11 protein-coding genes and 1 tRNA gene are annotated in these 14,386 nt (G+C 71.5%); 11 read left to right on the forward strand and 1 reads right to left on the reverse strand.

Features of this window, described 5'->3' with window-relative positions; translation table 11 throughout:
* Nucleotides 1-56 precede the first annotated feature (56 nt).
* Nucleotides 57-785 (reverse strand): class I SAM-dependent methyltransferase, encoded by a 729-nt coding sequence (locus tag ACZ6RT_RS08150; protein ID WP_399188158.1) that lies wholly within the window; start codon nt 783-785, stop codon nt 57-59.
* Between the two features lie 152 nt (nt 786-937).
* On the opposite strand from ACZ6RT_RS08150, the gene mfd reads away from it, so the two are divergent.
* The 11 genes from mfd to ACZ6RT_RS08205 all read left to right on the forward strand — a co-directional run bounded on the left by mfd (nt 938) and on the right by ACZ6RT_RS08205 (nt 13,927).
* Complete coding sequence (gene mfd, locus ACZ6RT_RS08155; protein WP_470152746.1) at nt 938-4,489, forward strand: transcription-repair coupling factor; 3,552 nt, start codon at nt 938-940, stop codon at nt 4,487-4,489.
* A 27-nt stretch (nt 4,490-4,516) separates the two neighbouring features.
* Nucleotides 4,517-5,152, forward strand: coding sequence for a SurA N-terminal domain-containing protein (locus tag ACZ6RT_RS08160; RefSeq protein WP_470152639.1), 636 nt, complete (start codon nt 4,517-4,519; stop codon nt 5,150-5,152).
* A gap of 8 nt (nt 5,153-5,160) precedes the next feature.
* A complete protein-coding gene (locus ACZ6RT_RS08165; protein WP_399188152.1) occupies nt 5,161-6,135 on the forward strand; it encodes a MazG family protein in 975 nt (324 codons plus the stop codon).
* 279 nt (nt 6,136-6,414) lie between these two features.
* Nucleotides 6,415-7,692: a phosphopyruvate hydratase gene (gene eno / locus ACZ6RT_RS08170; protein WP_399188149.1), complete on the forward strand. Its 1,278-nt coding sequence runs from the start codon at nt 6,415-6,417 to the stop codon at nt 7,690-7,692.
* A gap of 203 nt (nt 7,693-7,895) precedes the next feature.
* The gene (locus ACZ6RT_RS08175; RefSeq protein ID WP_399188147.1) at nt 7,896-8,306 is read left to right on the forward strand and encodes a septum formation initiator family protein; all 411 of its coding nucleotides are present in this window, start codon (nt 7,896-7,898) and stop codon (nt 8,304-8,306) included.
* A gap of 40 nt (nt 8,307-8,346) precedes the next feature.
* Nucleotides 8,347-8,856, forward strand: a complete 510-nt coding sequence (locus ACZ6RT_RS08180; RefSeq protein WP_470152640.1) for a DUF501 domain-containing protein — start codon at nt 8,347-8,349, stop codon at nt 8,854-8,856.
* 99 nt (nt 8,857-8,955) lie between these two features.
* The gene (locus ACZ6RT_RS08185; protein WP_399188145.1) at nt 8,956-9,939 is read left to right on the forward strand and encodes a Ppx/GppA phosphatase family protein; all 984 of its coding nucleotides are present in this window, start codon (nt 8,956-8,958) and stop codon (nt 9,937-9,939) included.
* 188 nt (nt 9,940-10,127) lie between these two features.
* Nucleotides 10,128-11,204, forward strand: a complete 1,077-nt coding sequence (locus ACZ6RT_RS08190) for a hypothetical protein (protein WP_470152641.1) — start codon at nt 10,128-10,130, stop codon at nt 11,202-11,204.
* A gap of 147 nt (nt 11,205-11,351) precedes the next feature.
* Nucleotides 11,352-12,152, forward strand: a complete 801-nt coding sequence (locus ACZ6RT_RS08195) for a uracil-DNA glycosylase (protein ID WP_399188141.1) — start codon at nt 11,352-11,354, stop codon at nt 12,150-12,152.
* Between the two features lie 170 nt (nt 12,153-12,322).
* Nucleotides 12,323-13,639, forward strand: coding sequence for an NAD(P)/FAD-dependent oxidoreductase (locus ACZ6RT_RS08200; RefSeq protein WP_470152642.1), 1,317 nt, complete (start codon nt 12,323-12,325; stop codon nt 13,637-13,639).
* Nucleotides 13,640-13,854: 215 nt separating this feature from the next.
* Nucleotides 13,855-13,927 (forward strand) — tRNA-Leu (locus tag ACZ6RT_RS08205).
* The last annotated feature ends 459 nt before the right edge of the window (nt 13,928-14,386 follow it).

The following is a 14,386-nucleotide window of genomic DNA, read 5'->3' on the forward strand; positions in this document are numbered from 1 at the left end:
GCCCGCCCCGGATGGCGCCCCCCTCGGGCGAGCCGGAGACGACCGGCGGCCGGATCTCAGACCAGCCGGGCGAAGTGGCTCTGGGGTTTGCGGATCACCATGGTCACCTCGTCGCGAGATGCGGGCCGGCGCCCCCTGGAGAGGGTCTCCACCGCCGAGCAGGCGGCGCGGGCAAGCTTACCGAGAGGTCCGTCCAGCGCGGGCCCGCTGCGGGCGGAGATGTCCTCGGTCACCATCAGCCCGCGTACCAGGCAGAAGGAGTGCATGCCCTCGCGTGAGGCGATCGGCTCGTAGACGGCCGGCAGCGGCCCCACCGTGCCCGGCGGGGTGAACCTGCGCCACAGCAGCCGCCGCAGCGCCGCCGGTGTCCGCCGGTCGCACACCCCGTACGCCGAGGCGCGGTCGCGCATCCTGACCAGCAGCAGCCCGCCGGGGCGCAGCCCTGTCAGCAGCCGGTCGAGCACCAGTTCGGCGTGCTCGATCCTCTCCAGCAGGAACGACACGTAGACGACGTCGAACGCGCGCGGCGGCACCGGCACCGAGCGCAGGTCGCCCAGCGTCCAGGAGTCCAGGTCCTTGCGGGCGGACGTGCTGGTGCGCAGGACGGGCAGGTCCTCGTCGATGCCGATGACCCTGGTCTCCATCTGCGCCAGATCGAGTGGTTCCGGCCATCCGCACCCGGCGATCAGGACGTCGAGCCGCCGGCCGAGCAGGCCGCTCCACTGATCCCTGATCCGCTGACTCAGCAAATCGTCTCGGTCGACGACCGATCTCACCTCAGACATATAACGGAGAGTAGTCAACACAGCACGATTCATCGTGCATTTACCGCTCCATGCGAGGGCGGGCGGCGGGCCAAGTAGCCTTGACGGGGTACCCCGTGTCTTCTCCGGCCCGGGGACGTCGTGTTGCCGTCGTGGGGCTGTGGGCGAATCTGATGAGCCTTTCCGGACTTCTTGATCTTGTCGTCGGGGAGCCTAAGCTGGCTTCCCTCCTCCGGGACGTGCGCGGGGGCGACCCCTCCGACGTGGCGCTGGTCGCGCCGCCCGCGCTGCGGCCCTTCGCGGTGGCCGCGCTGGCCAGGGAGGGGGCCAAGGGCACGGCCAGGACCGTGCTGGCGGTGACCGCCACCGGGCGCGAGGCCGAGGATCTCGCCTCGGCCCTGACCAGCCTGCTGGACGAGAGCACCGTGGCGGTCTTCCCCGCCTGGGAGACGCTCCCGCACGAGCGCCTGTCGCCGCGCGGCGACACCGTGGGCCAGCGGCTCGCGGTGCTGCGCAGGCTGGCCCACCCGGTCGAGGGCGACCACTCGGCCGGGCCGCTGCACGTGGTCGTCGCGCCCGTCAGGGCCCTGCTCCAGCCGATCGTGCGCGGTCTGGGGGACCTGCGGCCGGTACGGCTGCGCGCCGGGGACGACGCCGACCCGGATTCGGTGGTGCACGCCCTGGTGGAGAACGGCTACCACCGGGTGGACATGGTGGAGCGGCGCGGCGAGGTCGCCGTCAGGGGCGGGCTGCTCGACATCTTCCCGCCCACCGAGGAGCACCCGCTGCGCCTGGAGTTCTGGGGCGACACGGTCGAGGAGATCCGCTGGTTCAAGGTCGCCGACCAGCGGTCCCTGGAGGTGGCCGAGGACGGCCTGTTCGCCGCGCCGTGCCGGGAGCTGCTGCTGACCCCCGAGGTCAGGGCGCGGGCCCGGGAGCTGGCCGAGGCGCACCCGGCGCTGGCCGAGATCCTGGAGCAGCTGGCCGAGGGCGTCCCGGTGGAGGGCATGGAGGCGTTCGCCCCGGTGCTGGCCGGGGAGATGGACCTGCTGATCGACCACCTGCCCGAGCAGTCGGCGATCTTCGTGTGCGACCCGGAGCGGATCCGCGGGCGCGCCGACGAGCTGGTGCGCACCAGCCAGGAGTTCCTGGAGGCGTCCTGGATCACCGCGGCCTCCGGTGGCGAGGCCCCGATCGACCTGGGGGAGGCGGCCTTCCGCACGCTGGAGGAGGTGCGGGACCACGCGCGCGAGCTGAGCCTGCCCTGGTGGTCGATCGCGCCGTTCGGCGGCGGGGACGACGCGGACCCCGAGGGCGGCCGGGACGACGGCCTGGTGCTGACCGCGCGCGAGGTGGAGTCCTATCGGGGCGACACCCAGCGGGCGCTGGCCGACATCAAGGGCTGGCTGGACTCGGGCCGGGTCGTCGTCCTGCTGAGCGAGGGCCACGGCCCGGCCGAGCGCATGGTCGAGCTGCTCAAGGGCGTCGACCTGCCCGCCCGCCTGGAGCCGGGCCTGACCGGGACGCTCGACGCCAAGGTCGTCCACGTCGCCACCGGCCTGGTCGAGCACGGCTTCGTGACCCCGTCGCTGGCCGTGCTGACCCACCTGGACCTGGTCGGCCAGAAGGCGTCCACCAAGGACATGCGGCGGCTGCCCTCGCGGCGCCGCAACATGGTCGACCCGCTCCAGCTCAAGATCGGCGACCACGTCGTGCACGAGCAGCACGGCGTGGGCCGCTACGTGGAGATGGTGCAGCGCACCGTGCAGGGCGCCACCCGCGAGTACCTGGTGATCGAGTACGCCAAGGGCGACCGGCTCTACGTGCCCACCGACCAGCTCGACGAGGTCACCCGCTACGTCGGCGGCGAGTCGCCCACCCTGAACCGGATGGGCGGCGCCGACTGGGCCAAGGCCAAGACCAAGGCCAAGAAGGCGGTCAAGGAGATCGCCGGGGAGCTGATCCGGCTCTACTCGGCCCGGATGGCCTCGCCCGGCCACGCCTTCGCCCCCGACAGCCCCTGGCAGCGGGAGATGGAGGACGCCTTCCCCTACGCCGAGACGGGTGACCAGCTGGAGGCCATCGACGAGGTCAAGCGCGACATGGAGCGCCCGATCCCGATGGACCGGCTGATCTGCGGCGACGTGGGCTACGGCAAGACCGAGATCGCGGTGCGGGCGGCGTTCAAGGCCGTGCAGGACGGCAAGCAGGTGGCCGTGCTGGTTCCGACCACGCTGCTGGTGCAGCAGCACATGTCCACCTTCGCCGAGCGCTTCTCCGGCTTCCCGCTCAACGTCAGGCCGCTGTCGCGGTTCCAGAGCGACGGGGAGGTCTCCGCGACCCTGGAAGGACTGCGCGAGGGCTCGGTCGACGTGGTGATCGGCACGCACCGGCTGTTCTCGCCCGAGGTCAGGTTCAAGCAGCTCGGCCTGATCATCATCGACGAGGAGCAGCGGTTCGGCGTCGAGCACAAGGAGGCCATGAAGCACCTGCGCACCCAGGTCGACGTGCTGGCCATGTCCGCCACCCCGATCCCGCGCACCCTGGAGATGGGCCTGACCGGCATCCGGGAGATGTCCACGATCCTCACCCCGCCCGAGGAGCGGCACCCGATCCTGACCTTCGTCGGCCCGTACGACGAGAAGCAGATCGGCGCGGCGATCCGGCGCGAGCTGATGCGCGACGGCCAGACCTTCTTCGTGCACAACCGGGTGTCCAGCATCGGCAAGGTCGCGGCCATGCTGCGCGAGCTGGTGCCCGAGGCCAGGGTCGCGATCGCGCACGGCCAGATGCAGGAGCACCAGCTCGAGAAGATCATGGTGGGCTTCTGGGAGCGCGACTTCGACGTGCTGGTCTGCACCACGATCGTCGAGTCGGGCCTGGACGTGCCCAACGCGAACACGCTGATCGTCGACCGGGCCGACACCTACGGGCTGTCCCAGCTCCACCAGCTCCGGGGCCGGGTCGGCCGGGGCCGCGAGCGCGGCTACGCCTACTTCCTGTACCCGCCGGAGAAGCCGCTCACCGAGACCGCGCACGAGCGCCTGGCCACGATCTCCCAGCACACCGAGATGGGCGCGGGCATGTACGTGGCCATGAAGGACCTGGAGATCCGCGGCGCCGGCAACATCCTGGGCGCCGAGCAGTCCGGTTTCATCGCCGGGGTCGGCTTCGACCTGTACGTGCGGATGATGGCCGAGGCCGTCCAGGAGCAGAAGGCCAAGCTGGCGGGCACCCCCCGCGAGGACGAGCGGCCCGACGTCAAGGTCGAGCTGCCGATCAACGCCCACATCCCGCACGACTACGTGACCTCCGAGCGGTTGCGCCTGGAGGCGTACAAGCGGATCGCCGCGATCGGCTCCGACGACGACATCGCCGCGGTCCGCGACGAGCTCGTCGACCGGTACGGCCGGCCGCCCCAGCAGGTGGAGAACCTGCTGGAGGTCGCCCGCTTCCGGATCCGGGCCCGCCGCGCGGGGCTCACCGACGTCACCCTGCAGGGGGCGAACATCAAGTTCGCGCCGGTGGAGCTGCGCGACTCCCAGCAGGTCAGGCTGCAGAGGCTGTACCCGAAGGCGTTGCTGAAGCAGGCCGCCGGTACGTTGCTGGTGCCCGTGCCCAAGACCAGACCGCTCGGCGGCCAGCCGCTGCGCGACCTGGACCTGCTCAAATGGTGTGGTGATCTCGTCGAGGCCATGTTCCTCGAAGCCGTACGGGTAGAGTAAGCGGCGTTTGTCGTGAAGGGAACGCATGTGAAGTCGACTCGAGTACGCGTCATCCTGGCGGTCGCCGCCGCCGGGGTCGCGCTGACCGCCTGTTCTCCCAACCAGGCGGGCGCCGCCGCCGTCGTGGGCGGGGAACGGATCAGCTCCGGTGAGCTGGACAGGAACGTGCGCGAGTACGAGGCTGCGCTGGCCAAGGCCGGCGTCAACGCCTCGCAGCTGCAGTTCCAGGACAGCGTCCCGCAGCTCGTGCTCTTCCAGCTGGTCAACGCCAGGCAGTACGCGAAGGTCGCCGAGAGCAAGGGCATCACGGTCACCGAGGGCGAGATCGACCAGGTGATCGCGAGCCAGGGCGGCCCGCAGAAGTTCGAGCAGGCGATGCTCCAGCAGGCCGTGGCCCCCTCGAAGGCGCGCGACTTCATGAGGTCGCAGGTGCTGATCAACAAGCTCGTCGCCAAGTACGGCGGTGGCAACGACGAGGCGGCCCTGCAGCGCGGCCAGGCGCAGGCGATCAAGGACCTGCAGTCCGTGAAGGTCGAGTGGAGCCCCCGGTACGGTCAGATCAACACGCAGCGCAGCGAGCAGCAGCCCAGCGTCTTCGTCGACGCCGGTCGCTTCGGCACCGCCGGCAAGTCCGCGGCCGCTCCCGCGCCGCCGCAGCAGTAGCGCCGGGCATGCCGCTGATCGTCGTCACCACCTCGCCCCGGGTCGCCCCGGGGCTGCTCGGCCACCACGCGTGGCAGGTGCTCCGACAGGGGCCGGTCCGCACCGGCTCCGCCGCCCACCCGCACCTGCCCTACCTGGCCGAGGCCGGGGTGCAGGTGGAGGTGGTCGCGCCGGACCCGGCCGCGCTGGTCCGCGAGGCGCAGGCGGCGACCGTGGTGTGGCTGGAGGCCGACGAGGCGCTGATGCGCTCGATCGGCCATGCCGCCGTGGCGCTCGACGACCCGCCGGTGATCGAGATCGTGCCCGGCTCCTACGACCTGCCCGGCGCCCGGCTGCTGGACCTGGTCGCGGTGATGGACCGGCTCCGCGTCGAATGCCCCTGGGACGCCCGCCAGACGCACGAGTCCCTGGCCCCGTACCTCATCGAGGAGGCCTACGAGGTGCTGGAGGCCATCGAGGAGGGCGACCACGCGGCGCTCCGCGAGGAGCTGGGCGACCTGCTGCTGCAGGTGGCCTTCCACGCGCGGGTCGCCCGGGACCGGTCCGGCGAGGCCGGTGACGCCGGTGACGCCGCCGGGGCGTTCGACATCGACGACGTGGCCGACGGGATCGTCTCCAAGCTCGTCCGCCGCCACCCGCACGTCTTCGCCGACACCCGGGTGGACGGCGCGGGCGAGGTCAGCGCCAACTGGGAGACGATCAAGGCGGCCGAGCGGGCGGCCAAGAACGGCGGCGACCCGGGGTCGGCCGTCGACGGCGTCCCGATGGGCCAGCCCGCCCTGTCGCTGGCCGCCCAGCTGCTGCGCCGCGCCGAGCGCGCCGGAGCCCCGGTCGAGGTGCCCGAGCAGATCCCGGCCGACGGCCTGGGCGCGCGGCTCTTCGAGCTGGTACGCCAGGCGCACGCGGCCGGGCTCGATCCCGAGGCCGAGCTGCGCGCCGTCGCCCGCGCCTACCGCGACCGGGTCCGCGACCTGCCGCCCTGACGTCGCCGCGAGGACCGGGCCGCGAGGACCGGGCGGGGTGAGGTCCGAAGCCGTGACAGGACCGGGGACGGACGCGTGAGAGACCGAGGTCCGAAGCCGTGAGAGACCCGGGGACGGACGCGTGAGAGAGGCGGGACACCTTTCACGAGGTGTCCGGGACGTGAAGGGTTCCCGGCCGCGAGGTGACGGGATCGCGGTACCCGGTCCCGGCCGCCGTACCGGTAAGTAGGGCTCGGTAGGCTTCTGAGGCAAACTGTCCTGCGACTTTAGGAGCGCTTCGTGGCTTCCATCGAGGGCGTAACCGCCCGCGAGATCCTTGACTCCCGGGGCAACCCGACGGTCGAGGTCGACATCCTCCTGGACGACGGCAGCCAGGGTCGTGCCGCGGTTCCCAGCGGTGCGTCCACCGGCCAGTTCGAGGCCGTCGAGCTACGTGACGGCGACGAGCGCTACGGCGGCAAGGGCGTGGAGAAGGCCGTCCTGGGGGTGACCGACGAGATCGGCGACGAGATCCTCGGCTTCGACGCGGCCGAGCAGCGCAGCATCGACCAGGTCATGATCGACCTGGACGGCACGCCCAACAAGGCGCGGCTGGGCGCCAACGCGATCCTGGGCGTCTCGCTGGCCGTGGCCAAGGCCGCCGCCGAGAGCGCCGAGCTGCCGCTGTTCCGCTACCTCGGCGGGCCCAACGCGCACGTGCTGCCGGTGCCGATGATGAACATCCTCAACGGAGGAGCGCACGCCGACAGCAACGTCGACGTCCAGGAGTTCATGATCGCGCCCATCGGGGCGGAGACGTTCCGCGAGGCCGTGCGGATGGGCACCGAGGTCTACCACGCGCTCAAGGGCGTGCTCAAGGAGAAGGGCTACGCCACCGGTCTGGGCGACGAGGGCGGCTTCGCCCCGAACCTCCCCTCCAACCGCGACGCGCTCGACCTCATCCTGGTCGCGATCGAGAAGGCCGGATACGTGCCCGGCGAGGACATCGGGCTGGCGCTGGACGTGGCCGCCTCGGAGTTCCACTCCGACGGCGTCTACACCATCGACGGCAAGGGCCTGTCCTCGGCCGAGCTGATCGCCTTCTACGAGGACCTGGTCGCCGGCTACCCGCTGGTCTCCATCGAGGACCCGCTGGACGAGAGCGACTGGGAGGGCTGGAACGCCATCACCCGCGCCCTCGGCGACAAGGTGCAGCTCGTCGGCGACGACCTGTTCGTGACCAACCCCGAGCGCCTGGCCCGCGGCATCGCCGAGGGCACCGCTAACGCGCTGCTGGTCAAGGTCAACCAGATCGGCACCCTGACCGAGACCCTCGACGCGGTGGACCTGGCCCACCGCAGCGGCTACCGCTGCATGATGAGCCACCGCAGCGGCGAGACCGAGGACACCACGATCGCCGACCTCGCCGTGGCCACCAACTGCGGCCAGATCAAGACCGGTGCCCCGGCCCGTTCCGACCGGGTGGCCAAGTACAACCAGCTGCTCCGCATCGAGGAGCTTTTGGACGACGCGGCCCGTTACGCGGGTCGTGCCGCGTTCCCGCGGTTCCGGCGGTAGTTTCTCGTCTGGCGGCCCGCTCCCGCTCCGGGCGCGGGCCGTCACCCGGGCACGCCGCCGCCCGGCCCGTCCGGGAGCACCGGAACCGGCCGGGATCCCCGGAGCCGGCGGGAATGCGCCGGGATCGGTGCCCGTACGGCGTCGGGGTCGCCGTACGGGGCAGGGGGCCGGTGCCATGGGGGCGCACGGACGAAGGAGGGGCGATGGCGGCACGACCGCAGCTGACCGGACGGGCCGCGATCCTCGCGATCGTGGTGTGCGCGATCGCCATGAGCCTCGCCTACCCCATCAGGGAGTACGTCGCCCAGCGGCGTCAGATCGCCCAGCTGGAGCAGGAGAGGGCCAGGGAGCTCGCCGCGATCAAGGCCCTGGACGACCGTCACAGGCAGCTGCTGGACCCCGGCTTCATCAAGCGTCAGGGCAGGGAGCGGCTCTTCTACTGCGCTCCTGGGCAGAAGTGCTACGTCGTCATGGGCGAGTCGCCCTCGCGGGACTCCGGCGCCGCCGGTGAGCGCAGGACCGCCACCAGGCCGCCGTGGTACGCGACCCTGTGGGACTCGGTCAAGGCCGCCGACAGCGGCGAGGGGCAGAAGGCGGCGAAGGCGGCCGGGTGACGCCGATACCCTGGTTGTCGTCTTTCAGGGGGTGTCACGAATGGTCGATGACCGCGACGTGGCGGCGGTGGAGCGACAGCTCGGCCGGACGCCGCGAGGACTGCGCGGGGTGGCGCACCGCTGCCCGTGCGGGCTGCCCGACGTCGTCGAGACCGCGCCGAGGCTGCCCGACGGGTCGCCGTTCCCGACGCTGTTCTACCTCACCTGCCCCCGGGCGGCCTCGGCCATCGGCACGCTGGAGACGTCGGGGATGATGCGCGACATGCAGGCCAGGCTGGCCGAGGACCCCGAGCTGGCCGAGGCCTACCGCGTGGCCCACGAGGACTACGTGGCCCGCCGCGACCGTGCCGCCGCCGAGGACGGGCTGGAGCCGCTGCCCCGCGACATGCAGAGCACCGGGGGCATGCCCACCCGGGTGAAGTGCCTGCACGCCCTGGCCGGGCACGAGCTCGCGGTGCCCGGCGGCAACCCGTTCGGCCGCGAGACGCTCGACGCGCTGGGCGAGTGGTGGGCGGCCGGGCCCTGCGTCGGGGACGTGGATCCGCGATGACCCCGAGCGTGCCTTCACCGGCGTGCCGGGCCCTCCCATGACCTTCCACGCGATCCGGGCCGTAGGCCCGGCCGTACCCCGAGCCCCGAAGGAGGCCGCGTGATGCGCGTCGCCGCGATCGACTGTGGCACCAACTCCGTCCGCCTGCTCGTCGCCGACGTCGGCGAGGGCGGCCTGTCCGACGTCGAACGGCGGATGGAGATCGTCCGGCTGGGCCAGGACGTCGACAGGACCGGCAGGCTGGCACCCGAGGCCCTGGAACGCACGTTCACCGCGATGCGCGGCTACGCAGGCCTCATCGAGGCTCACGGGGCCGCCGCGGTCCGGGTGGTCGCCACCAGCGCCACCCGGGACGCCGCCAACCGCCAGGAGTTCGTGGACGGCGTGCGCGAGATCTTCGGGGTGGAGCCCGAGGTGATCACCGGGGCCGAGGAGGCGGAGCTGTCGTTCACCGGGGCCACCCGCGACCTGGTGCGCTTCTCGCCCGAGACCGGGATGCCGTCCCCGGACGGCACCCGCCCCCCGTACCTGGTGGTCGACATCGGCGGGGGCTCGACCGAGTTCGTGCTCGGCTCGACGCACGTGGAGGCGGCGCTGTCGGTGGACATCGGGTGCGTCAGGCTGACCGAGCGGCACCTGCGCGACGGTGGTGACCCGCCGTCGGCCGAGGCGGTCGCGGCGGCGACGGCCGACATCGACGACGCGCTGGACCGGGTCGCGGCCGAGGTGCCCGTGGAGCGGGCGATGACCCTGGTCGGGCTCGCCGGCTCGGTCACCACCGTCGCCGGCATGGCGCTCGAACTGCCGGAATACGATCCGGAGAAAATTCACCATTCGCGAATCGCGGCAGGTCAGGTGCATGACATCGCCGAGCGCTTGCTTGGAATGACCGTCGAGCGCCGGGCCGCGATTCCCGTCATGCACCCGGGTCGGGTCGATGTCATCGGCGCGGGGGCGCTCATCCTGGACCGGCTGGTGCGCCGGTACGGTTTCGCCGAGGTGGTCACCAGTGAACGCGACATCCTCGATGGCATCGCCTGGTCCATCGCTAAACATAACAAGCCCGACAATTCTCGCGTTTAACCGCGAGGGAACGGCTTTTCCGTTTATGGTGTGGTAAAGGAGCCTCAGCGAGGCTTTGCCGTGAGACCCGGCGCGACTGCCGTCGGGGCGGCAACCGTCTCCTGGGGTGATCTTGTGCCTCCCAACGAACGGAGCATCCCCTCATGAAGTCCGGACTAGCACGAAAGCTAGCCGCAACAGGAGCCGGCGTGGCCATGCTGGCGACGATGGCGACCGGTCTGCTGGCCACGCCCGCAGCGGCGGCCAGCACGGGCCAGACGACGGCGGCCTCCGCCGTCGCCAAGCCCAAGCCCAAGCCCGCCGTCTGGGCCGGTACGCCCAAGGCCTCGCCCGCCAAGTACAGCGGCGAGTGCCCGGTCACGGTGACCTTCTCCTCGAGGATCAAGGTGAAGGCCGTCAAGAGCAAGACCACCGTGGCCTACCGCTGGCTGCACGGTGACGGTTCCAAGAGCAAGGTGAAGTCCTTCACCTTCCGCGGCAAGGGTGTCAAGAACTTCACCGTCAAGGAGAAGGCCACCTTCAAGGGCGACGTCAAGGGCTGGCAGGCCATCCAGCTCCTGGCTCCCCGCGCCGCCACCTCCGCCAAGGGCCGCTTCGCGGTCTCCTGCGGTGCCGGTGAGGACGACCACGAGGTCATCCAGCCGCCCAAGCCCCGCGTCGACGCGCGGATCTGGGTGGACGAGGGTGACTGCAAGGCCACCCTGATCGGCCGCATCAGCGCCTCCGGTGTCCGCTGGGTGCGCTACCAGTGGGTCGTCAACGGCCACGTGGTCGACCGCGACGCCGTGCGCGTCGACGGTTCGCGCAGGGTCTACCACGTGATCAAGCCCCGTGACGACTTCAGGGGCTGGGCCTCGCTGGAGATCCTCGGCCCGGTGGACGCCTCCTCCGGCCGCGAGTACTTCAAGATCCGCTGCGAGGACGAGGCGCCGAAGGTCTGGGCCGGCGTCAGCGCACCGTCCGACTACACCGGCACCTGCCCGGCGACCCGTACCTTCACCGGCACGATCAGCGTCTCGCGCGGTCACGTCGCGGTGAAGTACCGCTGGATCCGCGACGGTGTCGCGGGCGACTGGCAGCGCGCCTACTTCGGTGGCAAGGGCCCGCAGCGCGAGAGCGTGAGCGACACCTGGAGCGCCTCGGCCTCCGGCCAGTCCAAGCGCGCGATCGAGATCTACGGTGGCCCGACCACCGACACCGTGACGGCCAAGGTCGTCTGCACCCCGCCCCCCACCCCTACCCTCACCCCGACCCCGAGCGCCTGACGGCACGGTAGGTCACGGTGACGTGCCCGGCACCCCGGTGCCGGGCCGCACCACGAGCACGACGGGCGGCGTCCGCACCTCGCGGGCGCCGCCTTCTCGCGTGCCGGTACGGTCCGGGACGGCCCCGGGATCGGGCACCATCGGAGGATGACCCACGTTCCTCCCGGCTCGGGCTGGCCCGAAGACCCCGCCCGGCCCGACACCCCCGTCGCCCGGAACCCCGGCGAGGTGCGCGAGCTCGCACTGAAGATCAGCGACCTCGGCGCCCTGGTGGCCGCTCAGTCCGTCTGCCGGGCCTGCCCGCGCCTGGTCGAGTGGCGCGAGGAGGTGGCGACGGTCAAGCGGCGGGCGTTCGCCCGGGAGACCTACTGGGGACGGCCCATCGCCGGGTGGGGGGACGAGCGGCCGCAGGTGCTCATCGTGGGACTCGCCCCGGCGGCGCACGGCGGCAACCGGACCGGGAGGATCTTCACCGGGGACCGCAGCGGCGACTGGTTGTTCGCCTCGCTGTACCGGACGGGCCTGGCCGCGCAGGAGACGAGCGTGCGCGCCGGTGACGGGCAGCGGCTGATCGGCGCGCGGATGGTGGCGGCGGTCCGGTGCGCCCCGCCCGCCAACAAGCCCGAGCCCTCCGAGCGGGCGGCCTGCTCTCCCTGGCTGGCCCGCGAGATCGCCCTGGCCTCGGCCGACCTGCGGGTGGTGGTCGCCCTCGGCGGGTTCGCCTGGCAGGCGGTCTGGCCCGCGCTCAGGGACGCCGGGTACACCCTGCCCCGCCCGAGGCCGCCCTTCGGCCACGGGGCCGAAGTGGAGATCGTCTCACCCGAGGGGGCCTCGGTACGGCTCCTGGGCTGCTACCACCCCAGCCAGCAGAACACCTTCACCGGCCGGGTGACCGAGCGGATGCTCGACGACGTCTTCACCAGGGCGAACGCGCTGCGCGGCTTGTGAAGTCGATCACAAGGAGAAGATCGTTGGAATTTCTTACCCGAAAGAAGGGCTTTCCGTGACGTAGGAGAAAAAACCGGTGCTGTTGCCAGGGTCGCACCTGGCGCGGGGGAGATCGCACGGGTATGCTTGTGAAAGGTTTCACAAGCCTCGAAACTAAGGATGGCGTCACAGTGGACCGCAACTCCAAGCACATCGTCGTGGTCGGCGGAGGCTACGTCGGTCTCTACACCGTGCTGCGCCTGCAGCAGACCCTCCGCAGGGAACTGCGCGACGGAAGCGTGCGCATCACCGTCCTCACCCCCGAATCCCACATGACCTACCAGCCCTTCCTTCCCGAGGCGGCCGCCGGAAACCTCTCGCCCCGGCACGTCGTGGTCCCCCTGCGCCGGGTGCTCTCGAAGGCGACGATCCTCAACGGCAAGGTCACCAAGGTCAACCACGCGGCCAAGACCGTGACCTTCGCCCCCAACGTCGGCACCCCCCACGAGATCGGGTACGACATCGTGGTCATGGCCGCCGGCTCGGTCTCCCGCACGCTCCCCATCCCCGGCCTGGCCGACTCCGCGATCGGCTTCAAGACGGTCGGCGAGGCCATCGCGCTCCGCAACCGGGTCCTGGAGCTCCTGGACCGGGCCGAGAGCGACGACGACGAGGGCCTGCGCAGGCGGGCGCTGACGTTCGTCGTGGTCGGCGGCGGCTACGCCGGCATCGAGGCGCTCGCCGAGCTGGAGGACATGGCGGTCGACGCCGCCCGCTACTACCGCAACATCTCCCGTGCGGACATGCGCTGGGTCCTCGTCGAGGCCACCGACCGCATCCTGCCCGAGGTCGGCCCGGAGATGGGCAAGTGGACCGCCGAGCAGCTGCGCGAGCGCGGCATCGAGATCAAGATGAACACCCGCCTGAACTCCTGCGAGGGCGGTCTGGTCAAGCTCTCCGACGGCGACGAGTTCGAGGCCGCCACCATCGTGTGGACCGCCGGGGTCAAGCCCAGCCCGGTCGTCAACGCCGGTGACCTGCCGCTGGACGAGCGCGGCCGGATCAAGGCCACCACCCGCCTGACCGTGGTCGGCGTCGAGGACGCCTACACGGCCGGTGACGTGGCGGGCGTGCCCGACGTGACCAACCCCGGCCAGTACTGCGCGCCCAACGCGCAGCACGCCGTGCGGCAGGCCAAGGTCCTGGCCGACAACATCACCCGTAGTCTGCGCGGCCAGGAGCTGGTCGACTACCGTCACCGCTACGTCGGTTCCGTCGCCGGGCTGGGCCTGCACAAGGGCGTCGCCAACGTCTACGGGATCAAGGTCCGCGGGCTGCTCGCGTGGTTCCTGCACCGGACCTACCACCTGTCGCGGGTGCCGACCTTCAACCGCAAGGTCCGCGTGACCGCCGACTGGACGCTGGCGCTCTTCTTCAAGCGCGAGACCGTCTCCCTGGGGGAGATCGAGGAGCCGCGTACGGAGTTCCGCAGGGCGGCGGCGAGCTGAGCCCCGAGAATCCGCGGGCGGGCTCCGTGAATGCGGAGCCGAACCCTGCGAATCCGGAGGCGGGCGATACGGCCCCCTCCGGATTCGTCGTTTCAGACGTCCCATGCGTCACCGGATCCCCTTTATTAGGACGATTAGGGGCTTTCCGCCCATCGAACAGGCGGGCGTTGGCTCCAGCAGTTACGCATGAGTGGTCCGTTACGTATGATTACGGCGCCCCCGTAGCCCAATGGCAGAGGCAAACCCCTTAAAAGGGTTCGAGTGAGGGTTCGAGTCCCTCCGGGGGCACCCGTGAAGACCCGCCGATCGAGGCCTCCGACCGGTGAGAACGCGAACGGTGTCCTTTTCCGGTGACCGACCCCGCCCCTGATCGGCCCGTCGAACGGCTCTCGGTGACCGGAGACGGTCGTCGTCCCACCGGCCGGGCCGTCCCGGGACCGCGGAGCCCGGGGAGTCCATGGAGCCCGGGGAGTCCATGGAGCCCGGAGGTCACGGATGCCGCTGAACCTCCGGAGCCCGGGGAGCCCGCGGGACGCCCGGGGCCCGTGGGGCGTGCCACCCCCGGGCGCCGGGTCCGCCCGCGAGGGGGCGCCGCCCCCTTGACCGGCCGGGCCGGGCCGTGCCGCCGACCGTCCCGGGGTCTCCCCCCGGAGCGCGGCCGGATCAGGGCCGAGGTCACGGCCGGATCAGGGCCGAGGTCACGGGTGGGTTCGGGCGAAGATCACGGCCGGGGCCGGGGTGGGAGGC

The organism is Streptosporangium sp. NPDC050148 (genome assembly GCF_055586505.1).